Origin of the sequence: Alloalcanivorax dieselolei B5 (assembly GCF_000300005.1) — a bacterium.
GTDB lineage: Bacteria > Pseudomonadota > Gammaproteobacteria > Pseudomonadales > Alcanivoracaceae > Alloalcanivorax > Alloalcanivorax dieselolei.
The window spans coordinates 2917791-2939586 of the sequence record NC_018691.1 but is presented as its reverse complement, the minus strand read 5'-3'; the positions used below and the strand labels follow the sequence as shown (position 1 = coordinate 2939586).

Sequence of the window (21796 nt, the reverse complement as noted above, 5' to 3'; positions counted from 1 at the left end):
GGGGCCAGTCCAGCGAAAGTCAAAGACATTGCGATATCGCAAACTCACTTTGCACATCCGCAGACTACTGTTTTCTCTTCCCGGAAGGCCGCTCCCAATCCAAGGGTGCGGCCTCCTTATTATGGGCTGGCCCCTGTTTTGTTTTTTCGCTGTCAACTGTCCACTATCAACTGTCAACTATCTTCACCGTCTCCAGGAAGGCCCGTGCCGCATTAGACCGACTCCGCCCGGGGTGCGTCACCACCCCCAGTCGCCGTAGCGGCAGCGGCGTGTCCACCGCCAGCTCGATCACGCTCTGGTCCAGCATGGTGGCCGGCAGCACGCTCCAGCCCAGGCCGATGGACACCATCATATGGATGGTCTCCAGATAGTTGGTGGACATGGAGATGTTCAGCGCCAGGCCGTGTTCCTGAAATAATCTTTCAACGATGCGGCGGGTGAAAGTGACTGGCGAGGGCAGGATGGCACTGAAGCGGGTCAGGGTTTCCAGGGTGAGATCCGCTTGCCGGGCCAGCGGGTGTTCCGGCGCGCACATGAACACCAGCGGGTCGTCCCAGATCACCTGGCTGTGCAGGCGGGTATCCGGCTGCGGCGGCAGGGTCACCACCCCCATCTCCAGATCCCCGTGCAGCACCGACTCCCAGGCTTCCTCGGAATCAATGAAATGAATGTCCAAACGTACTTGCGGGTACTCCCGGGAGAAGCGCCGCAGCACCGGCGGCAGGCGGTGCAGACCGATATGGTGACTGGTGCCGATGCGCAGGGTACCGCTGACCTCGCCGGTTAAGTTGTTGATGGCGCGGCCCATGTCCTCCAGTTCCTGAAGCACTTTCCGTGCCCGGGGTAACAGCGCCTCGCCGGCTTCGGTGAGGCGGATGCGCCGCCCGACCCGGTCGAACAGCCGCGCGCCCAACTGTTGCTCCAGCACCGCGATGCGCTTGCTCACCGCCGGCTGGGTCAGGAACAGCCGCTCCGCCGCGCCGGAAAAGGAACCGCTCTCAGCCACGGCCATGAAAGCTTGCAGGGATTGGGTGTCCATAAAGTCTCGCTTGCACGCAACACGCTGACACGCAACACGCAAAAAATTAGGGGGTTAGCGTGCCAGCGTGTTGCGTGTCAGCGTGCCAGCGCTTCCCTTGCCTGGCCGGAAGCCCTTTGCTTTCCGGGTCTCTGCAATACTCTCAAATAACCTCCAGGAATCCAAACCATAAAAAAGATGAATTGGATTTATCTTATGCCCCCGCGTAGGGTGTGCCTATTAATAGCCCCCCAAGGCTCCAGGAGAAGCATCAATGGCAGGCAAGACCCTCTACGACAAGTTGTGGGACGCCCATCTCGTCGCCCAGCGGGAAGACGGATCGGCGTTGATCTACATCGATCGTCACATCATCCACGAAGTGACCTCGCCGCAGGCCTTTGAAGGGCTGCGTCTGGCCGGGCGGCAGCCCTGGCGGACCGGCGCGGCGGTGGCGACCATCGACCACAATGTGCCGACCACGCCGTTCAAAAGCGCCGCCGACATCACCGATGAGACCTCGCGGATTCAGGTGCAGACGCTGCAGGACAACACCCGCGAATTCGGCATCACCGAGTTCGGTATCGGTGACGTGCGTCAGGGCATCGTGCACGTGATGGCGCCGGAGCAGGGCGCGGTGGTGCCGGGCATGACCGTGGTGTGCGGCGATTCCCACACCTCCACCAACGGCGCTCTGGCTTGTCTGGCTCACGGTATCGGCACCAGTGAGGTGGAGCATGTGCTTGCCACCCAGACGCTGGTGGCCAAGAAGATGAAGAACATGCAGGTGAAGGTGGAGGGCGACCTCGGCCCCGGTGTCACCGCCAAGGACGTGGTGCTGCACATCATCGGCGTGATCGGCACCGCCGGCGGCAACGGCCACGCCATCGAATTCGCCGGCAGCGCCATCCGCTCGCTGAGCCTGGAAGGCCGCATGACGGTCTGCAACATGGCCATCGAGGCCGGCGCCCGTGCCGGCATGGTGGCGGTGGACGACACCACCGTCGATTACGTCAAGGGCCGTCCGATGGCGCCGACCGGTGAACAATGGGCACAGGCGGAAGCCTACTGGCGCACCCTGGTGTCCGATGACGACGCCGAATTCGATACCGTGGTGGAGATCGACGCCGCCGACATTCGCCCGCAGGTCTCCTGGGGCACCAGCCCGGAAATGGTGGTGGCGGTGGATGCCAGCCTGCCGGATCCGCAGGCGGAAAACGACGAAGTGAAACGCTCCGGTATGTTGCGCGCCTACGAGTACATGGGCCTCAAGCCGGGCATCAAGGTCGGTGACATTCCCGTGGACCGGGTGTTCATCGGCTCCTGTACCAACTCGCGGATCGAGGATTTGCGCGCCGCCGCCGATGTGGCCAGGGGACGCAAGAAAGCGGATTCGGTGAAGCAGGTACTGGTGGTGCCGGGCTCCGGTCTGGTGAAGAAGCAGGCGGAACAGGAAGGCCTCGACAAGGTCTTCATCGAAGCCGGCTTCGAGTGGCGCGAGCCCGGTTGCTCCATGTGTCTGGCGATGAATCCGGACCGTCTGCAACCCGGTGAGCACTGCGCCTCCACCTCCAACCGGAACTTCGAGGGCCGGCAGGGCAACGGCGGCCGCACCCATCTGGTGAGCCCGGCCATGGCCGCCGCCGCCGCGGTGGCCGGTCATTTCGTCGACGTGCGGGAATTGGGGTAAGCGATCATGGAAAAATTCGTCAAGCATGAAGGGTTGGTGGCGCCGTTGGATCGCGCCAACGTGGACACCGACCAGATCATTCCGAAGCAGTTTCTCAAATCGATCAAGCGCACCGGCTTCGGGCCGAACCTGTTCGATGAGTGGCGTTATCTGGACGAGGGCTACCCGGGCCAGGACAATGACGCGCGGCCGAAGAACCCGGATTTCGTCTTGAATCAGCCGGTTTATCAGGGTGCCACGGTGCTGCTGGCCCGCCGCAACTTCGGTTGCGGCTCCAGCCGTGAGCACGCGCCCTGGGCGTTGATGGATTTCGGTTTTCGCGCGGTGATCGCGCCGAGCTTCGCCGATATCTTCTACAACAACTGTTTCAAGAACGGCCTGTTGCCCATCGTGCTCTCCGAGGCGCAGATGGAAGAACTGTTTCAGGCCGAGGCGGCCAATCCCGGACTGCGTCTGACCGTGGACCTGGAAGCCCAGCAGGTGCGCACGCCGGACGGCAAGGCCTACGATTTCGACATCGATGAGTTCCGCAAACACTGCCTGCTCAACGGCCTCGACGAGATCGGCCTGACCCTGCAGGAAGCGGACACCATTCGTGCCTACGAGGAACGCCGCCGGGCCCGCGAGCCCTGGGTGTTCGCCGAGCACGCGAACCACTGATCAGGACAACACCACGGAAGCGAACCATGAGCCACATTCTGATTCTGCCGGGTGACGGCATCGGCCCGGAAATCGTCCAGGAAGCGGTGCGCGTACTGCGTGCCGCCGAGCAGCGTTTCGGCCTCGACATCAGCCTGGACGAGGCGCCGGTGGGCGGCGCCGCCTACGATTTGCACGGCGATCCGCTGCCGCAGTCCACGCTGGACAAGGCACGCGCCGCCGACGCCATTCTGTTCGGTTCCATCGGCGGTCCCAAGTGGGACACCATCGAACGGGACAAGCGCCCCGAGCGTGGCCTGCTGCGGCTGCGCTCCTCGCTGGGCCTGTTCGCCAATCTGCGCCCGGCGATTCTGTTCCCGCAACTGGCGGACGCCTCCTCGCTGAAACCGGAAGTGGTGTCGGGCCTGGATATTCTCATCGTCCGTGAACTGACCGGCGGCATCTATTTCGGCCAGCCGCGCGGTATCCGTGAGGAGAACGGCGAGCGGGTCGGCTTCAACACCGACGTTTATTCCGAATCGGAAATGCGCCGTATCGCCAAGGTGGCGTTCGAACTGGCCGGCCAGCGCAACAACAAGGTCTGCTCGGTGGACAAGGCCAATGTGCTGGAAGTCACCGAGCTGTGGAAAGAGGTGGTCACCGACGCCGCCAAGGACTACCCGAATATCGAACTTTCCCATATGTACGTGGACAACGCCGCCATGCAACTGGTGCGCGCGCCGAAACAGTTCGACGTGATCGTCACCGGCAACCTGTTCGGTGACATCCTCTCCGATGAAGCCGCCATGCTCACCGGCTCCATCGGCATGCTGCCCTCCGCGTCCCTGGACGAAAACCGCAAGGGCCTGTACGAACCCTGCCACGGCTCGGCGCCGGATATCGCCGGCCAGGGCATCGCCAACCCGCTGGCCACCATCATGTCGCTGGCCATGCTGATGCGCTACAGTCTGGAGCGCGGCGACGTGGCGGATGCGATCCAGGCCGCGGTGGAGCAGGTTCTCGACCAGGGGCTGCGTACCGCGGATATTTACACCGAGGGCACGCGCAAAGTGAGCACCGAGGAAATGGGCGCCGCCGTGGCCGAAGCACTGGCTCGCGGTTGATCGGCGCCTGAACCCATAGATTAAGAAGGGGCAACCCCTTCGGGAGACAAGTCTCAATGAAGAAAGTCGGTTTTATCGGCTGGCGTGGCATGGTCGGTTCCGTATTGATGGACCGCATGCGTGAGGAAAACGATTTCCAGGACATCGAACCGGTGTTCTTCTCCACCTCCCAGGTGGGCCAGGCCGGCCCGGATGTGGGCAAGGAAATTCCGGCGCTGGGCGACGCCAAAAGCGTCGATGAGCTGAAAAAACTGGACGTCATCGTCACCTGCCAGGGCGGCGACTACACCAATGAGGTGTATCCCAAACTGCGCGAAGCCGGCTGGCAGGGTTACTGGATCGACGCCGCCTCCGCGCTGCGCATGCAGGACAACAGCGTCATCGTGCTGGACCCGGTGAACCGCAAGGTGATCGACCAGGCGCTGGACAACGGCGTCAAGGATTACGTCGGCGGCAACTGCACCGTGAGCCTGATGCTGATGGCCCTGGGCGGTTTGTTCAACGCCGGTCTGGTGGAGTGGGCCAGCGCCCAGACCTACCAGGCGGCCTCCGGCGCCGGCGCCCAGAACATGCGCGAGCTGATCGCGCAGATGGGCACCATCCACGGTGCCGTGGCGGACAAACTGGCGGACCCGGCCAGTGCCATTCTCGACATTGATCGTCAGGTGGCGGACACCATGCGTTCCAGCGATCTGCCGCAACAGCATTTCGGCGCGCCGCTGGCCGGCTCGTTGCTGCCGTGGATCGACAAGGAAATGGAAAACGGCCAGAGCAAGGAAGAATGGAAAGCCCAGGCCGAGACCAACAAGATCCTCGGGCGCGGCGACCAACCGATCCCGCTGGACGGCACCTGTGTGCGCATCGGTGCCATGCGCTGCCACGCCCAGGCGCTGACCGTCAAACTGACCAGGGATGTGCCGCTGGACGAAGTCCATGCGCTGCTCAGCGAAGCCAACGATTGGGTGAAAGTGGTGCCCAACGAGAAAGAGGCGACGCTGCGTGATCTGACGCCGACGGCGGTAACCGGCACCTTGACCGTTCCGGTGGGGCGCCTGCGCAAGCTGAACATGGGCGGCGAATACCTCAACGCCTTCACCGTCGGTGATCAGTTGCTGTGGGGCGCCGCCGAGCCGCTGCGCCGCATGCTGCGGATTCTGCTGGAAAGATAAATATCGCTGGCACGCTTGCACGCCGGCACGCTGGCACGCTAAAACCCGGGGGGCGTTGCACGACCCTCATGAGCCGGGTTTGGCGTGTTGGCGTGCCGGCGTGTTGCGTGTAAGCGCTGTTCCCAACCATGGGACGGCAGTCGTCCTGGAGGAAAATGCAATGTCGATGGAACCCGGATTGGCGGTGGTTGGTGCCACCGGCCTGGTGGGCGATGCCCTGCTGGAGCAACTGGCGCAGCACAAGGTGCCTTACGGAGAGCTGTTCCTGCTGGCCTCCGAAGAGAGCGAAGGCAAGTCGTTGCGGGTGGGCGGCCGTTCGCTGACGGTGCAGCGGCTGGATGGCTTCGACTTCTCCCGCGTGGCGCTGGTGGTGTTCGCCGCCGGCGCCGCGGTGTCCCAGGAATGGGCGCCGCGCGCGGTGGATGCCGGAGCCATGGTCCTGGACCTGTCGCCGGCGTTTCGCTACGAGCCGGACGTGCCGTTGCTGGTGGCCGGGGTCAACGACGAACAGATTCCCGCCGCCCGCGAGCGTAACCTGGCCGCCGCCGCCGACGCCGCCACCGTGCAACTGATGTTGGCGTTGAAGCCGCTGATGGCGATCTCCGAATTGCAGCGGGTCACGGTGACCCAGTTGCAAGCCGCCTCCTCCTCGGGGCGCAATGGCGTGGAGCGTCTGGCCCGCCAGAGCGCGCGTTTGCTCAATGGCATGGAGGCCAGCGAAGGCGCGGAACCGCAATACGCCTTCAATCTGCTGCCTACCGTCGGGCGTCCGCAGGACAACGGCTATACCAGCGAGGAATTGAAACTGATGCTGGAAGCCCGGCGGGTGCTCGGACGCCCGGACCTGGCCGTGGATGTCAGCTGTGTGCAGGTGCCGGTGTTCCACGGCCTTTCTCAGGTGGTGGTGGTGCGTGGCAGCTTGCCCATCGGCTTGGCTCAGGCACAGGCCTGCTGGGACGAGGCGCCGGGTCTGGCCCAGGATGACGGCGGTGAGGGCGATGGTGCCTCCCCGGTGCGGCAGGTGAAGGAAGAGCCGCTGGTGCGGCTGGCCCGCGCCCGGGAAGACGTGGACGGGCAGGGCGAACTGAGCTTCTGGACCGTGGCCGATAACATCAAGGCCGGCGCCGCCCGCAATGCCGTCCTGCTGGTGGAGCAACTGCTCGCCGGAGCGTGAGCCCGCATGCACACCATTCGCTGCCAAGGCGGCTTCCCACGGACCAGACCACTCAGCCCCTGTAGGAGCCAGCCCTGCTGGCGAATGAGGGCCCGGCAAAAGATTCGCCAGCAGGGCTGGCTCCTACAAAGGCCTTGTAGCGACGTGTATGCGGGCCAGAGGCAATTCGCGGGCAAAGGAAGTGCTTACCCCCTCGACAACCCCCATCCCACCAGAATAAAGTCGTAGCTCTCGGGCCGCCCTGACGGCTCGGGATGGGGGCGTTTCAATTCACGGTTGGGCGCGCATTTTTCCGAAAAAACCATGAAAAATGCGCACTTACTAGCAATATGTGACGCAGTTTCTAGGTTTATACCCCGTCGTCGGGCACAATCGAATGCGGACTTTCTGACCAGAGCGTCTCAGAATAAGGTTTGTTTTCTCTGGATTGTTCCAGACCTTATTCCGAGACTCGCGGAAAGAAATCCGCAGCGTGCCTGCCGGCTCAGAGGGCGGGGAATACAGAATAAGTAACTGGGGTTCAACCACATGCTCCGAAAATTTGGCATAGGGTTTGTCGCGCTGGCGGCGATGACGCCGGGGCTTGCGGCTGCTCTGGGGGTGGGGGAATACGAGCTTAACTCCTATCTGAACCAGCCGCTGGAGATGGACGTCGTCCTGCATGAAACCGGACGGCTGTCGACAGAGGAAATCGTGGTCAATCTGGCCCCGCAAGCGGAATTCGACACCGCCGGGGTGGAGCGCGGCTATTTCCTCAATGATTTGACTTTCGAGGTGACCTTCACCGGCGAGGGCGACGGGGTGCTGCACATCCGTTCCCGCCAGCCGGTGCGTGAGCCCTATCTCAACTTCCTGGTGGAAATCCTCTGGCCCACCGGCCGTCTGGTGCGCGAATACACCGTATTGCTGGATCCGCCCAGCTACGATGCCGGTGGTGAGGCGGTCAGTGCCGCCCAGGTTCAACCGGCGCCGGTGCCGGTTCTGCCGCAAGCGGAGCCGAAGACGGAACCGGCACCGCCCGCGCCGGAGCCCGAAGCCCTGGCGCCCGCCGTCAGTGACCAGGAGACGGAAGGAGAACCAGGAGACGAGACGGAAACCGCCGCCGAGCCGGTGGCCGAATCCGCGGAACCGAAGCCGGAACCGGAGCAAGCGGAAGCGGACTCGGACCAGGGCGGCACCGCCAGCGGCGCGACACCGGGGCGTGGCACTCTGAACGAAAGCAATGACCGCTACCGGGTGCGCTCGTCCGATACCCTGTGGCGCATCGCCGCTGATCACCGCCCCGGCGGCGGGGTCTCCGTCCAGCAGATGATGATGGCGATTCAGGAGATGAACCCGGAAGCCTTCATCGACGGCAACATCAATCTGGTGCGGGAAGGCGCGGTGCTGCGGCTGCCCAGCGAACGTCAGGCGGCGGCGATCGCCAGCAGCGAAGCCATGCGGCGGGTAGCCGATCAGACCAGCGAATGGCGCCAGCGGCGGGCGGCTAGCACCAATGCGGAGGAAACGCTGGCGGCGGCGCAACTGGATGCCACCGAGCAAAGCGATGCCGCGCCAGTGGAGCAGGAAGACGATGGTGGCCGGGTCACGCTGGTGGCGCCGGATGCCACCGCCGCCGCCCGTGACGGTGATGGCACTGGCGATGATGGCGAGGCGGCCACCGCCGCGCTGCAGAACGAACTGGCTATCCGTGACGAGAATCTGGACCGGCTGAGCCGGGAAAACAATGAGCTGCGCAGCCGCATCGATGAGCTTGACGAGCAACTGGGCACCAGTGGCGAAATGCTGCGTCTGCAAAACGAGAAGATCGCGGCGCTTCAGGAGGCCTTGCGGCAGCTTCGGGAAGGCGAGGGCGATGGCAATGTGGATGAGGCATTGCTCGCGCCTGCGCGGATAACCCCCGCGGAGATAACCCCTGAGCAACGGGCCCCGGGAGAGCCGGCGTCAGCGGAAACAGAGGACCCGGCGGCGGCCACCTCGCCGCCGGCCGACTCCGCCGCCATGGACTCTTCTACTATGGACTCTTCTACTATGGAGAGGCCCGACGGCGCCGCCGAGGCCGCGCCGAAACCTCTGTCCCAACCGGCAAGCGGCGCTGACAGTGCCGCTTCCGTGCGTCCGCTGCCGCCGGCAACCGAGCCCGCCGCCCCGGCGTCCTCCGGCTGGCTGGACTGGGTGATGCGCAATCTGCTGTATCTGGGGGCCGCCGTGGCGGCGCTGTTGCTGCTTCTGCTGCTGGCATTGCGCCGCCGCCAGGGCGGCAAGGGTGACCCGGAGGAGGACGCTTTGCCGCCATTGATGCCGCTGACGGATGACGGCGACAACGAAGACCAAGGGCCGTCCGGGCAGGACCCGATGGTGGCGCGGACCGGCGCCGGCGACGTCGATGAAGAGGATGAATCCCGTACCGCCGCGGCCGCCAGTCAGGATCCGCTGGAAGAGGTGGAAGTCTATGTGGCCTATGGCCGCTACCCGCAGGCGGCGGATTTCCTCCGTAATGAAATCAATCAGGCGCCGGGCCGTAACGATTTGAAAGTGCGGCTGCTGGAAGTGCTCAACGAGATGGGGGATCAGGCGGCGTTCCGGCAGCAGGCGGCGCTGTACGCCGGCACCGCGGTGGAACTGGACCGAGCCATCGAACGGCTGGGCGGTGGCGGGCAGGCCGGCACGGACGAGTCCGCCCCGTTATCCCTGGACGATCTGGAACTGGATCTGGCCGGTGATTTCAGCGCGCCGGCCCCGTCGGAGCACGATCAGCACGGGGCAGGGGAAGAGGACCCGCTCAATCTGGATGACTTCGAGTTCAGTCTGGACGATGACAAGGCGCCGCCGAGCGAGGCCGATGACGACGAACCGGTGCTGATCGACGACGACCCGGAAGAGGCCTTGGCCCTGGACGAGGAGCCGTTGACCCATTCCACGCTGACGGTCCGGGACGATACCCCGGTGAGTTCGGATGGCCTGGATCTGGATGATCTGGATTTTTCTTCCGGCGCGGATGACACCGACGACAGCGATGACATCGAGGGCCTGGAGCTGGACTCGACGCCGGTGGACGCCGTTCGGGAGGAACCGGTGGCCGGGACGACGCCTTCAGGATCGGACTCGCTGGAGTTCCAACTGGACGACCTGGAACTGGAATGGGACGGCGACAAGGCCGAGCCCGCTGCCGAGTCGGTCCCTGCGCCGGCCTCCGAACTGGAGAGCGACGACCAGGGCGAAGTGGGCATTGAGGATCAGGGGGATGACACCTTCGAATTCTCCCTGGATGGCCTGGATCTGGACGATGCCGGTGCCGATGAAACTCCGGAGGAGGCGATCGAACTGACCGAGCCGGCGGCCGCCGAGGCCGGCACGGAGGCGTTCGGGGACCAGGCCTTCGAGGCTCCGGCGCCTGCTGAACCGCCGGCCAGCGAAGTTCAGGAACCGGCCGCGCCGGTGGCCGCCGACGAGGACGATGATTTCGACTTCCTGGCGGAAACCGATGAGAACGCCACCAAGCTGGATCTGGCCCGCGCCTACATCGAGATGGGGGACATGGAAGGCGCCCGGGATATCCTTAACGAGGTGATCAGCGAAGGCAGTGACAGCCAGCGGGACGATGCCCGCCAGTTGCTGGAGCGCGTCGAGTAAGGCGTATTACGTGTAAGCGAAAACGCCGTTCTGTAAAAAAAGGGGGCGATGCCGTAAGGTATCGCCCCTTCCTTTTGGCGTGAAAAAACAGGCCCATCATGACCCGGATCGCGTTGGCGGTGGAATACGATGGCAGCCGTTTCCATGGGTGGCAGACCCAGGCGGACGGCGTACGCACGGTGCAGTGGCACCTGGAGCAGGCCCTGTCGCGGGTGGCGGATCATCCGGTGACGCTGATCTGTGCCGGCCGCACCGATACCGGTGTGCATGCTACCGGCCAGGTGTGCCATTTCGATTCAAACGCCAATCGCGACATGAAGGCCTGGGTCATGGGCGGCAACCGCTTTTTGCCCGACGACGTGGCGATTCGCTGGGCGGTGCCGGTGAGCGACGACTTTCACGCCCGTTTCAGTGCCTTCCGGCGCTGCTATCGCTACGTGATTTACAATGCCGGCGCGCCGCCGGCGCTGTTCCGCCGTCAGGTCACCTGGAACCACCGGCCGCTGGATGTGCAGCGGATGGCCGATGCCGCCCGGGCGCTGCTGGGGACCCATGACTTCACCTCCTACCGTTGTGTGCATTGCCAGGCCAAGTCGCCGATCAAGACGCTGCACCGGCTGGACATTCAGCAGCGCGGCCGGATGATCATCCTGGAAGTGGAGGCCAATGCCTTCCTGATGCATATGGTGCGCAACATCGCTGGCGTGCTGATGGCCATTGGCGCCGGTCACCAACCGGTGGAATGGGCCGCCGAGGTGTTGGCCGCCCGTGATCGCCGCGAAGGCGGTGTCACCGCGCCGCCCTACGGACTGTATCTGGTGGATATCGGTTATCCGGACGAGTTTGAATTGCCGAAGGAGCCGTTGGGGCCGCTCTGGTTGGAGTAGGCCAGGGAAGGTACGCTGGCGCTGGCGTGCCAGGTCTGCCTACGAAGCCGCTGTAGGAGCTTGCCTGCAAGCGAATATCCCACGCGGAAGGGCCGATTCGCCAGCAAGGCTAACTCCTACAGCGGCTTCGTAGTTCGGAAGTGTTGAATGGCATGTTCGCGTGCCAGACCCGCGCCGCTTTGCTAACATGGACGGTCCCCGCGGGGCAGGTGGCGTCGCCTGTGGCGCTGTCCTTCGGCCCGCGTTTCCTGATAGGATTTCGATGAGCACACCTCGGGTTAAAATCTGCGGAATTACCCGTCCGGAAGACGCGGTACAGGCCGCCCGCGCTGGCGCCGATGCCATCGGCCTGGTGTTTTATCCATCCAGTCCCCGTTACGTGGATCCGCGACGTGCCGCGCGCATTCTCGCCGCGCTGCCGCCGTTCGTGACCACGGTGGGCCTGTTCGTCAACGCCGACGCCGGGCTGGTGCGCGAGTACCTGCGTGAGCTGCCCCTGGACATGCTGCAGTTCCACGGTGACGAGACGCCGGAATACGGCGCCGCTTTCCAGCGTCCCTGGATCAAGGCCCTGCGCATGCGTGACGGCGCCGACCCGGCCGGGGTGGCACGCGAGTACGCCGCCGCCGGCGCCCGCGGGTTATTGGTGGACAGCTATGTGCCGGGCACCCCCGGCGGTACCGGCGAACGCTTCGACTGGGGCCTGCTGCCTCGGGAATCGGCGTTGCCGTTAATCCTGGCCGGTGGTTTGACACCGGCCAACGTGGCCGAGGCCGTGCGCCAGGTACGCCCCTGGGGGGTGGACGTGAGCGGCGGCGTGGAGGTGCGGGCCGTGACCGGCGCCACCCTCGGCGGTATCAAGGACCGCCACGCGGTGCGGGCCTTTTTGCGCGCGGCCAAGGCCTAGCCCTTGGATCGGGCCCTTCGAGCCCGGCGCGACAATCCTGACAGTACGCTATCCCAGACGAGGAGCATGAGGTGACTGAACGTCCTGATTACAAGGCATTCCCCGACCAGCGGGGCCACTTCGGGCAATTCGGCGGACGGTTCGTCTCCGAAACCCTGATGGCCGCTTTGGACGAACTGGAAACCATGTACCGGCGTCTCAAGGATGACCCCCAATTCCAGGCCGATTTCGATTACGACCTGGCCCACTACGTGGGGCGTCCTTCGCCGTTGTATCTGGCGGAACGCTGGAGCGAACAGCTCGGCGGCGCCCGCGTCTGGCTCAAGCGTGAGGATCTCAATCACACCGGCGCGCACAAGGTGAACAACACCATCGGCCAGGCCTTGCTGGCCAAACACATGGGCAAGAAGCGGGTGATCGCGGAAACCGGTGCCGGTCAGCACGGGGTTGCTTCCGCCACCGTGGCCGCCCGGCTGGGGCTGGAGTGTCACGTGTTCATGGGCGAGGAAGACATTCGCCGGCAGCGGCTCAACGTCTACCGCATGAAACTGCTCGGCGCCGACGTGATTCCGGTGACCTCCGGCTCACGCACCCTCAAGGACGCCATGAACGAAGCCATGCGCGACTGGGTCACCAACGTGGACGACACCTTCTACATCATCGGCACCGTGGCCGGGCCGCACCCGTACCCGATGCTGGTGCGGGACTTCCAGTCGGTGATCGGCCGCGAGGCCCGTGAGCAGAGTTTGAAACAGGCCGGCAAGCTGCCGGACGCGCTGGTCGCCTGTGTCGGCGGCGGCTCCAACGCCATTGGCCTGTTCCACCCGTTCCTGGAGGACGAGGGCGTGGCCATGTACGGCGTGGAAGCCGCCGGTGATGGCGTCGACACCGGCCGCCACGCGGCGCCGCTTACCGCCGGGCGCCCCGGTGTGCTGCACGGCAACCGCACCTATTTGATGGAAGACGAGAACGGCCAGATCATCGAGACCCACTCGGTGTCCGCCGGTCTGGATTATCCGGGGGTCGGCCCCGAGCATTCCTGGCTCAAGGACATCGGCCGGGTCAATTACGTGGCCGCCGACGACCAGGAAGCGCTGGCCGCGTTCCGCGAGCTGACCCGGGTGGAGGGCATCATGCCGGCGCTGGAATCCGCCCACGCGCTGGCCTATGCGCGCAAGCTGGCGCCCACCATGAGCGCGGACCAGAATCTCATCGTCAATCTGTCCGGACGGGGTGACAAGGATATCCTGACCGTGGCCGACATCGACGGCATCGAGTTTTGAGGGGGAATGCCATGAGCCGTATTCAAGCCTGTTTCGAACAACTGAACACGAGCGGCCGCAAGGCGCTGATTCCCTATATCACCGCCGGTGATCCCAACCAGGCCGTGACCGTGCCGGTGATGCACGCGATGGTGGAGGCGGGAGCCGACATCATCGAGCTGGGGGTGCCGTTCTCCGACCCCATGGCCGACGGCCCGGTGATCCAGAAAGCCTGTGAGCGGGCACTGGAGGCCGGCACCAGCCTGCGCGACGTGCTCGCCATGGTCGCCGATTTCCGCCGCCAGGACGATCGCACTCCGGTGGTACTGATGGGCTATCTGAACCCGGTGGAAGCCATGGGTTACCAGACCTTCGCCGATGCCTGCGTCAGCGCCGGCGTGGACGGGGTGCTGCTGGTGGACCTGCCGCCGGAGGAATGCGAGGACATCGCGCCGCAATTTCGCCAGCGCGGTGTCGATCTGATCTTCCTGGTGGCGCCGACCACCACCGATGAGCGCATCCGTCGCATCGGCGAGGCGGCCAGCGGTTATCTTTACTATGTCTCCCTGAAGGGCGTCACCGGCGCCGCCACCCTCAATGTGGAGGAAGTGGCGTCGCGGGTTGAAACAATTCGCAACCTTGCCCAATTGCCCATTGGGGTAGGCTTTGGTATCAAAGACGCGGCATCGGCCCGGGCTGTCAGCCGGGTCGCCGATGGCGTGGTGGTGGGCAGCGCGCTGGTCAACCAGATCGCCGCCAACGCGCAACGCCCCGAAGCCATCGCACCGGCGGTGGCGGCCGTGCTTGCCGACATGCGCTCCGCCATGGACGAATAAGCCGGTGCCGTACTCGCTTGGAGATAAGCGGGTCCCATAAAGCGGGTCAAATACAAGGGTCTAGGTAATGAGCAACAACTGGCTGGAAAAGATTTTGCCCGCGGTTCGCCGGCCGCAGGAAAACCGTCGCAACAGCGTACCCGAAGGTCTGTGGCGCAAGTGCCCACGCTGTGACAGCGCTTTGTACCGGCCGGAGCTGGAGCGCAACCTGGATGTGTGCCCCAAGTGCGAACACCATATGCGCATCGGGGCCCGCAAACGCCTGAAGCTGTTCCTGGATGAAGGCGTCACCTCCGAGATCGGTGTGGAACTGGCGCCGGAGGACCGGCTCAAGTTCAGGGACTCGAAGAAGTACAAGGACCGCCTCACCGGCGCGCAGAAGGACACCGGCGAGAAAGACGCGCTGGTGGTGCTCAAAGGCAAACTGCATGGCCTGCCGCTGGTGGCCTGTGCCTTTGAATTCAAATTCATGGGCGGCTCCATGGGCTCGGTGGTGGGTGAGCGCTTCGTGCGCGCGGTGGAAGTGTGCCTGGAACAGCGGTTGCCGTTGGTTTGCTTCGCCGCCAGTGGTGGCGCGCGCATGCAGGAAGGTTTGTTCTCGCTGATGCAGATGGCCAAGACCTCCGCCGCCCTGGAGCGTTTGCGTGAAGCCGGGTTGCCGTTCATCTCGGTGCTCACCGATCCGGTCTATGGCGGCGTGTCCGCCTCCCTGGCCATGCTGGGTGACATCAACGTGGCCGAACCCAACGCCCTGATCGGCTTCGCCGGTCCGCGGGTGATCGAGCAGACCGTGCGGCAAAAGCTGCCGGAAGGCTTCCAGCGCAGCGAGTTCCTGCTGGAGCACGGCGCCATCGACATGATCGTGCCGCGTCTGCAAATGCGCGACACTCTGCACCGTCTTCTCGCCAACATGACCCGGGCGCCGCTGTCCACGCAATGAGCGACCTTCAACACTGGCTCGAACGTATCGAGCGGCTCCACCCCAGCGAAATCGAGCTGGGGCTGGAGCGTTTGCGCCGCGTCGCCGGAGATCTGGGCGTGCGCACCCTGCCGATGCCGGTGATCACCGTGGCCGGCACCAACGGCAAGGGCTCGGTGGTGCGCCTGCTTACCGCCATGGCGGAGGCCGCCGGGCTGCGCTGCTGTGTTTATACCTCTCCCCATTTGCTGCGTTTCAACGAACGCATCCGGCTGCCCGATGGCCCCGCCTCGGACCAGGCGCTTTGCCAGGCTTTCGCGGCGGTGGAGCAGGGGCGCGGCGATACCGCGCTGACCTATTTCGAGTTCACCACTCTGGCCGGGCTGTGGCTGTTCCAGCGCAGTGACGCCGACCTGTGCATCCTTGAAGTCGGCCTGGGCGGACGGTTGGACGCGGTCAACCTGATCGACGCCGATGTGGCGGTGGTCACCTCGGTGGGGCTGGATCATCTGGACTGGCTCGGCGACAGCCGCGAAGCGATTCTGCGGGAAAAAATCGGCATCGGCCGGGCCGGCCGGCCGCTGGTCTATGGTGAAGCGGCGTCGCCTTCTAATCTGGACTCGGAACTGGCGGCGCTGGCGGCCTTGCCGCTAAGGGCAGGGCGGGAGTTCACGCTGGGCGACGGCGAAGTGGCCGTGCGGGCTGGCGATGAGCAACGCCGCTACCGGATACCAGAGCCGGCGCGTCTGGGCGATGACAATCTGGCCACCGCGATCCAGGCCCTTGCCGCCGCGGGTTTGGCGCCGGCCCGGCATATTCCCGCCCAGGTGGTGGATACCGGGCTTACCGGTCGTTGCGACCGGCGCCGTTTCAACGGCATCGATTGCATCCTTGATGTCGGTCATAACCTGGAAGCGCTGACCCGGCTGCGGCGGCGGTTGCTGGCCTGTGCCGGCCGCCGCCGGCTGGTGCTGGGCATGATGGCGGACAAACCGGTGGAGCAGGTGGTGGCGCTGTTCGCCGCCGAGCCGCTGGAATGGTATTTGTGCCGGCCGGATCTGCCCCGCGCCGCCACCGTGGAACGACTGGCGGCGGCGATACCGGAGACGGCCCCGCAGGCAGCAGCGGTCCATCTTTGCGACAGCGTCGCCGAAGCCCTGGTGGCGGCGGTGAACGACAGCGATACTGGCGATCAGGTGGTGATCGTGGGATCCTTCTACACCGTGGCCGAAGCCCTGACGGTGATCGAAGCGGTTCCGCCGCCGGCGCGCTAGAATGCCGCCAGCGCCAGGCCGAATCGCTTCGGGGGTGGCCGGCCTGAGTCCAGGATCCATCCGTTGTTGGACCTTTTATTCGCAAGGAGCTTTCGTTCGTGCAGTCCCGCACCCGTCATCGCTTGATTGGCCTGTTGCTGCTGCTTCTGCTGGCGGCGATTCTCGCTCCCTTGGTTCTGCGCTCCCCGGATCAGGTCCGGGTGGCGCTGGATATGACCTTGCCGGAAGCGCCGGCGCTGGAAACCACCGAGGTGGAGCCGGTCATCGACGAACAGGAGCAGGAAAGCCTGGAGCGGGAGATCGAAGCGGACCAGCAGGCCGTGGCCGATGCCGGCCAGGCGGAACTGCAAAAGCCCTTGCCTGAAGAGCAGGACGGCAAGGACGAGGCGGCACCGGCCCCGGACGATCAGCCCGAACCCCAGTCCGAACCGGATCCCGAGCCGGAACCCGAGCCCGCTCCGGCACGGAACGGCACCCTGCCAAAATCGGGCTTCACCGTGCAAGTCGCCAGTTTCAGTGATCAGGCCAATGCCGAGGCCCTGGTGGAACGGCTGCGCGAGGCCGGCTACAACGCCTATTTCCGCGCCCAGGAACAGGACGGCAACCGCTGGCAGCGGGTGTTCGTGGGGCCGGAAATCCAGCGTAAGGACGCCGAGGCGATGAAACAGCGCCTGCGCGATGACAAGCGCTTCGCCCTCGACGGCCTGGTGCGCACCTTCGTGCCTTGATACTGCTTCACCCTCTCCCCCGGCCCCTCTCCCCTCAAGGGAGAGGGGAGACAAGACAAGCCTCTATTCGGTCCCCTCTCCCTTGAGGGAGGGTGAAACGGCCTTGCGGATTTTATACCAAAGCTGTACCGATATGCCCTTACACACATAGGCTCCGACGATGACGTTCATTCGAGTTCATCCATGGGCAAGCGCGGGACGCTCTGGTAAACTTTGCCGCCTGTTCCGCCCACGCCCCATCTCATGACTCTGAACCTGGCAGACGGCATCATCCTGTTCATCATCGCTGTGTCGGCCCTGATCAGCCTCCGCCGCGGTTTCACCCGGGAAGCCTTTTCTCTGCTGACGTGGGTGGCCGCCTTCGTGGTGGCGCGGTTGTTCAGTCCGGCGCTGGATGCGCTACTGGTGGATCAGATCGAGACCCCCAGTCTGCGTCTGGCGGTGGCGTTTGGTGTGCTGTTCGTCCTGACACTGGTGATCGGCGCGCTGATCAATCATTTGCTCGGCGAGTTGGTCCGGGTCACCGGCCTGAGCGGGACCGACCGGCTACTGGGCATGGTATTCGGCGCCATTCGCGGCGTCCTGCTGGTGGTGGTGCTGGTCGCACTGGGCCGCCAGCTTTTCATCGAGGATCCCTGGTGGCAGGCGTCGGTACTGGTACCGCATTTCGTCATGCTGGAGAACTGGACCCGCCAGGTGGCCGGGGATCTGCTCACTTATCTCATCAACATCAGCGCAAGCTCCAGCTAGCTCGAGGATAAGCAAATGTGCGGCATTGTTGGCATCGTGGGCCACTCCCATGTGAACCAGGCGATCTACGACGCCTTGACGGTCCTGCAACACCGTGGACAGGATGCCGCGGGCATCGTTACCTGTGACGGCGACCGGCTGTTTCTGCGCAAGGATAACGGCATGGTGCGGGACGTGTTCCGCAACCGCCATATGCGCCGGCTGGTCGGCAACATGGGCATCGGCCATGTGCGTTACCCCACCGCCGGCAGCTCCAGTTCCGCCGAGGCGCAGCCGTTTTATGTGAACTCGCCTTATGGCATCACGCTGGCGCATAACGGTAACCTGACCAACTCCGAGGCGCTGGCCGAACACATCTTCCGTGCCGACCTGCGCCACATCAACACCACCTCGGATTCCGAAGTGCTGCTCAACGTGTTCGCCCACGAGCTGCAACTGCGCGGCAAGCTGCAGCCGGAGCCGGACGATATCTTCGACGCGGTGGCGGCGGTGCATCGCCGGGTGGAGGGCGCCTACGCGGTGGTCGCCATGATCACCGGCTACGGCATTCTCGCGTTCCGCGACCCGCACGGTATCCGCCCGGTGTGCTTCGGCAAGAAGGATACCGAGCAGGGGCCGGAATACATGGTGTCTTCCGAGTCGGTGGCGCTGTCCTCCCTGGGCTTCCATCTGGAACGGGATCTGGAGCCCGGTGAAGCGATTTACATCACCGCCGATGGCCAGATGCATACCCGCCAGTGCGCCGACAACCCGCAACTGAGCCCGTGTATTTTCGAGCACGTTTATCTGGCCCGCCCGGATTCCATCATGGACGACATTTCCGTGTACAAGGCGCGCCTGCGCATGGGCGAAAAGCTGGCGGAGAAAGTCGAGCGGGAATGGCCGGATCATGACATCGACGTGGTCATCCCGATTCCCGATACCAGCCGTACTTCCGCCTTGCAAATGGCCAACCGGCTCAACGTGAAATACCGGGAAGGCTTCATCAAGAACCGCTACATCGGCCGCACCTTCATCATGCCGGGCCAGCAGATGCGGCGGAAATCCGTGCGCCAGAAACTGAACGCCATCGAACTGGAATTTTCCGGCAAGAACGTGCTGCTGGTGGACGATTCCATCGTGCGCGGCACCACCTGCCACGAGATTATCCAGATGGCGCGCGAAGCCGGTGCCCGCAAGGTCTACTTTGCCTCCGCCGCGCCGGCGGTGCAGTACCCGAACGTGTACGGCATCGACATGCCCGCCGCCGATGAGCTGATCGCCCACGACCGCAGTGTCGACGAGGTTTGCCGGATCATCGGCGCCGATCGCCTGATCTATCAGGATCTGGAAGACCTGGTGTCCGCCTGCAAGGAAGGTAATTCGCGGATCAAGGAATTCGATTGTTCCGTGTTCAATGGCGTCTATTTAGCCGGTAACATCGACCAGGACTATCTCCAGAATCTGGAGCAACGCCGCAATGACCTGGCCAAATCCGCTCGCGAACAGGCCCGGGCCCTGGCGGAAAACGAAGTCATCGACCTGCACAACTCCAATTGAGGTGAACCGAGAACATCATGAGTGATTTTTCTGATCCGAACGAACTGCATACCGATACGCTGGCGATTCGCTGGGCGCAGTTGCGTACCGATCAGATGTCGCACTCCGAGCCGTTGTTCCTGACTTCCAGCTTCGTCTATGACAGCGCCGCCCAGGCGGCGGCGCGGTTCTCCGGCGAGGAACCGGGCAACGTCTATTCCCGTTTCACCAATCCCACGGTGGCGGCGTTCGAACAGCGCCTGGCCGCCATGGAAGGGGCGGAAAAGGGCGTGGCCCTGGCTTCCGGCATGGCCGCCATCAGCAGTACCTTTTTCGCGCTGCTGACCCCCGGCGATCATATCGTCAGCTCCCGCAGTGTGTTCGGCACCACCAATGTGGTGTTCGACCGCTACCTGAAAAAATTCCAGGTCGAGACCACCATGGTGGACCTGGCGGACCTGGAGCAATGGCGCGCCGCGATCCGGCCGGAAACCAAAGTGCTGTTCCTGGAGACACCGTCCAATCCGCTCTCCGAAGTCGGCGACATTCCGGCCTTGGCGAAACTGGCCCATGACAACGGCGCCATTCTTATCGTCGACAACTGCTTCTGTACGCCCGCCTTGCAGAAGCCGCTGGCGCTCGGCGCGGATCTGGTGATCCACAGCGCCACCAAGTACCTGGACGGGCAGGGGCGTTGCCTGGGCGGCGCCGTGGTGGGCCCGGCCAAACTGGTGGATGAAGTGCATGGTTTCGTCCGCTCCGCCGGTCCGAGCATGAGCCCGTTCAATGCCTGGGTATTTCTCAAGGGGTTGGAGACCCTCGGCATTCGTATGGAAGCGCATTCCCGCAACACCCTGGTGCTGGCTGAATGGCTGGAACAACAGCCGGGCATCGTGCGCGTGCATTACGCCGGACTCAAATCCCACCCGCAGCATGAACTGGCGGCGCGCCAGCAAAGCGGATTCGGCGCGGTACTGGCGATCGAAGTGGAAGACAGCGACGGTAACCGGGACCGTCAGGCCGCCTGGCGTTTCATCGATGGCACCCGGTTGATCTCGATCACCGCCAATCTGGGCGATACCAAATCCACCATCACCCATCCGGGCAGCACCACCCATGGGCGGGTGGCGGAAGAAGACAAACAACGGGCCGGCATCACGGAAAATCTGATCCGTATTGCGGTAGGCTTGGAAGACTTGGCGGACCTGAAAGCGGATCTGTCCCTGGGGCTGAAAACGCTGGGGTTTTGAGGGAAGAGATCCGACATCGGGTGTAGCCAGCCTCTTTTGGGCTCCTGAATTGGGGGGAGCGCCGTTTTAAAAAACGACGACAAGGCCGTACCCATGCAGGCACTGGAAAAAGCCCTGGCCCAGGTGGGCCGGGTGGTATTGGGGAAACCGGAACAAATCAAACTGGCCCTGGCCTGCATGCTCGCCGGCGGCCATCTGCTGATCGAAGACCTGCCCGGCATGGGCAAGACCACCCTGGCTCAGGCTCTGGCGCGGGTATTCCGGCTCGATTACCGGCGGGTTCAGTTCACCAGCGACATGCTGCCGGCGGACATTCTCGGGGTCTCCGTATTCGATCCGGACAGCCGTGAATTCACACTCCGGGAGGGGCCGGTATTCACGCAACTGCTGCTGGCCGACGAGATCAACCGCGCCACGCCCAAAACCCAGGGGGCGTTGCTGGAAGCCATGGAAGAGCAGCAAGTGTCGCTGGATGGCCTGACCCGGCCGCTGCCTGAACCCTTCTTCGTGGTGGCCACGCAAAACCCGGTGACCCAGGCCGGCACCTTCGTCTTGCCGGAATCCCAACTGGACCGTTTTTTGATGCGCATTTCGCTCGGCTATCCGTCGCCGGAAGTGGAGCGGGATCTGCTTGCCGGCGGTGACCAGCGTGATCGGGTACGGCAACTGGAAGCGGCGATTGAGCCTTCGGGGCTGCGGAAACTCTGCCGCTTCGTCGATCAACTGCGTGCCACCCGGGAACTGATCGACTACGTACAGCGTTTGCTGGACGCCACCCGTGCCGACAGCCGTTTCGTCGCCGGCCTTTCGCCCCGTGCCGGTCTGGGGCTGCTGCGCGCCGCTCGTGCCTGGGCGTTGCTGCACGGTCGTGACTATGTGCTGCCGGAAGATGTGCAGTCGGTCTGGGCGGCGGTGGCGGAACACCGGCTGCAGCCCCGCGAAGGCGGCAACGTGGCGGCGATGACCCAGTCCCTGTTGCAGACCGTGCCGGTGGTGCGCTGACCGGCGCGAGCGAAGGAGG

General features: G+C 64.2%; 18 protein-coding genes. 17 read left to right on the top strand and 1 reads right to left on the bottom strand.

Annotated elements, in window-relative coordinates:
* Window positions 1–166: 166 nt before the first annotated feature.
* Complete coding sequence (locus B5T_RS13055) at window positions 167–1039, bottom strand: LysR family transcriptional regulator (RefSeq protein WP_014994980.1); 873 nt, start codon at window positions 1037–1039, stop codon at window positions 167–169.
* A gap of 253 nt (window positions 1040–1292) precedes the next feature.
* Between B5T_RS13055 and leuC the strand changes: the two genes are divergently transcribed.
* From leuC to B5T_RS12970, 17 genes are all read left to right on the top strand, one after another.
* Window positions 1293–2705 (top strand): 3-isopropylmalate dehydratase large subunit, encoded by a 1413-nt coding sequence (gene leuC, locus B5T_RS13050; protein WP_014994979.1) that lies wholly within the window; start codon window positions 1293–1295, stop codon window positions 2703–2705.
* Between the two features lie 6 nt (window positions 2706–2711).
* Window positions 2712–3365, top strand: coding sequence for a 3-isopropylmalate dehydratase small subunit (gene leuD, locus B5T_RS13045; RefSeq protein ID WP_014994978.1), 654 nt, complete (start codon window positions 2712–2714; stop codon window positions 3363–3365).
* A gap of 26 nt (window positions 3366–3391) precedes the next feature.
* Window positions 3392–4468 (top strand): 3-isopropylmalate dehydrogenase, encoded by a 1077-nt coding sequence (gene leuB, locus B5T_RS13040; RefSeq protein ID WP_014994977.1) that lies wholly within the window; start codon window positions 3392–3394, stop codon window positions 4466–4468.
* Between the two features lie 56 nt (window positions 4469–4524).
* Complete coding sequence (gene asd, locus B5T_RS13035; RefSeq protein ID WP_014994976.1) at window positions 4525–5637, top strand: aspartate-semialdehyde dehydrogenase; 1113 nt, start codon at window positions 4525–4527, stop codon at window positions 5635–5637.
* Between the two features lie 160 nt (window positions 5638–5797).
* Window positions 5798–6811, top strand: a complete 1014-nt coding sequence (locus tag B5T_RS13030) for an aspartate-semialdehyde dehydrogenase (protein ID WP_014994975.1) — start codon at window positions 5798–5800, stop codon at window positions 6809–6811.
* Window positions 6812–7339: 528 nt separating this feature from the next.
* Window positions 7340–10444 carry a FimV/HubP family polar landmark protein gene (locus B5T_RS13025; RefSeq protein WP_014994974.1) on the top strand — a complete coding sequence of 1035 codons (3105 nt, stop codon included), beginning with the start codon at window positions 7340–7342 and terminating at the stop codon, window positions 10442–10444.
* Window positions 10445–10542: 98 nt separating this feature from the next.
* Entirely contained in the window at window positions 10543–11331 is a 789-nt protein-coding gene (gene truA, locus B5T_RS13020) for a tRNA pseudouridine(38-40) synthase TruA (protein ID WP_014994973.1), read from the top strand.
* 262 nt (window positions 11332–11593) lie between these two features.
* Window positions 11594–12238, top strand: a complete 645-nt coding sequence (locus tag B5T_RS13015; RefSeq protein WP_014994972.1) for a phosphoribosylanthranilate isomerase — start codon at window positions 11594–11596, stop codon at window positions 12236–12238.
* A gap of 71 nt (window positions 12239–12309) precedes the next feature.
* Window positions 12310–13521, top strand: a complete 1212-nt coding sequence (trpB, locus tag B5T_RS13010) for a tryptophan synthase subunit beta (RefSeq protein ID WP_014994971.1) — start codon at window positions 12310–12312, stop codon at window positions 13519–13521.
* 11 nt (window positions 13522–13532) lie between these two features.
* On the top strand, window positions 13533–14336 hold the full coding sequence (trpA, locus tag B5T_RS13005; RefSeq protein ID WP_014994970.1) for a tryptophan synthase subunit alpha: 804 nt from the start codon (window positions 13533–13535) through the stop codon (window positions 14334–14336).
* Between the two features lie 67 nt (window positions 14337–14403).
* Window positions 14404–15276, top strand: coding sequence for an acetyl-CoA carboxylase, carboxyltransferase subunit beta (gene accD, locus B5T_RS13000; protein ID WP_014994969.1), 873 nt, complete (start codon window positions 14404–14406; stop codon window positions 15274–15276).
* Window positions 15273–16529 (top strand): bifunctional folylpolyglutamate synthase/dihydrofolate synthase, encoded by a 1257-nt coding sequence (locus B5T_RS12995; RefSeq protein WP_014994968.1) that lies wholly within the window; start codon window positions 15273–15275, stop codon window positions 16527–16529. Before accD ends, B5T_RS12995 begins: the two co-directional genes overlap by 4 nt.
* Before the next feature lie 98 nt (window positions 16530–16627).
* Window positions 16628–17257 carry an SPOR domain-containing protein gene (locus B5T_RS12990; RefSeq protein ID WP_014994967.1) on the top strand — a complete coding sequence of 210 codons (630 nt, stop codon included), beginning with the start codon at window positions 16628–16630 and terminating at the stop codon, window positions 17255–17257.
* Between the two features lie 249 nt (window positions 17258–17506).
* On the top strand, window positions 17507–18007 hold the full coding sequence (locus B5T_RS12985) for a CvpA family protein (RefSeq protein ID WP_026949739.1): 501 nt from the start codon (window positions 17507–17509) through the stop codon (window positions 18005–18007).
* Window positions 18008–18022: 15 nt separating this feature from the next.
* On the top strand, window positions 18023–19546 hold the full coding sequence (purF, locus tag B5T_RS12980; RefSeq protein WP_014994965.1) for an amidophosphoribosyltransferase: 1524 nt from the start codon (window positions 18023–18025) through the stop codon (window positions 19544–19546).
* Between the two features lie 17 nt (window positions 19547–19563).
* Window positions 19564–20775, top strand: a complete 1212-nt coding sequence (locus B5T_RS12975) for an O-succinylhomoserine sulfhydrylase (RefSeq protein ID WP_014994964.1) — start codon at window positions 19564–19566, stop codon at window positions 20773–20775.
* A gap of 93 nt (window positions 20776–20868) precedes the next feature.
* Window positions 20869–21777, top strand: a complete 909-nt coding sequence (locus B5T_RS12970) for an AAA family ATPase (protein WP_014994963.1) — start codon at window positions 20869–20871, stop codon at window positions 21775–21777.
* Window positions 21778–21796: the final 19 nt, after the last annotated feature.

What these genes read in the sequence shown, in the direction of transcription:
- B5T_RS13055 (WP_014994980.1), bottom strand. Translation starts at nt 1,039, where the DNA reads ATGGACACCCAATCCCTGCAAGCTTTCATGGCCGTGGCTGAGAGCGGT.
- leuC (WP_014994979.1), top strand. Translation starts at nt 1,293, where the DNA reads ATGGCAGGCAAGACCCTCTACGACAAGTTGTGGGACGCCCATCTCGTC.
- leuD (WP_014994978.1), top strand. Translation starts at nt 2,712, where the DNA reads ATGGAAAAATTCGTCAAGCATGAAGGGTTGGTGGCGCCGTTGGATCGC.
- leuB (WP_014994977.1), top strand. Translation starts at nt 3,392, where the DNA reads ATGAGCCACATTCTGATTCTGCCGGGTGACGGCATCGGCCCGGAAATC.
- asd (WP_014994976.1), top strand. Translation starts at nt 4,525, where the DNA reads ATGAAGAAAGTCGGTTTTATCGGCTGGCGTGGCATGGTCGGTTCCGTA.
- B5T_RS13030 (WP_014994975.1), top strand. Translation starts at nt 5,798, where the DNA reads ATGTCGATGGAACCCGGATTGGCGGTGGTTGGTGCCACCGGCCTGGTG.
- B5T_RS13025 (WP_014994974.1), top strand. Translation starts at nt 7,340, where the DNA reads ATGCTCCGAAAATTTGGCATAGGGTTTGTCGCGCTGGCGGCGATGACG.
- truA (WP_014994973.1), top strand. Translation starts at nt 10,543, where the DNA reads ATGACCCGGATCGCGTTGGCGGTGGAATACGATGGCAGCCGTTTCCAT.
- B5T_RS13015 (WP_014994972.1), top strand. Translation starts at nt 11,594, where the DNA reads ATGAGCACACCTCGGGTTAAAATCTGCGGAATTACCCGTCCGGAAGAC.
- trpA (WP_014994970.1), top strand. Translation starts at nt 13,533, where the DNA reads ATGAGCCGTATTCAAGCCTGTTTCGAACAACTGAACACGAGCGGCCGC.
- accD (WP_014994969.1), top strand. Translation starts at nt 14,404, where the DNA reads ATGAGCAACAACTGGCTGGAAAAGATTTTGCCCGCGGTTCGCCGGCCG.
- B5T_RS12995 (WP_014994968.1), top strand. Translation starts at nt 15,273, where the DNA reads ATGAGCGACCTTCAACACTGGCTCGAACGTATCGAGCGGCTCCACCCC.
- purF (WP_014994965.1), top strand. Translation starts at nt 18,023, where the DNA reads ATGTGCGGCATTGTTGGCATCGTGGGCCACTCCCATGTGAACCAGGCG.
- B5T_RS12975 (WP_014994964.1), top strand. Translation starts at nt 19,564, where the DNA reads ATGAGTGATTTTTCTGATCCGAACGAACTGCATACCGATACGCTGGCG.
- B5T_RS12970 (WP_014994963.1), top strand. Translation starts at nt 20,869, where the DNA reads ATGCAGGCACTGGAAAAAGCCCTGGCCCAGGTGGGCCGGGTGGTATTG.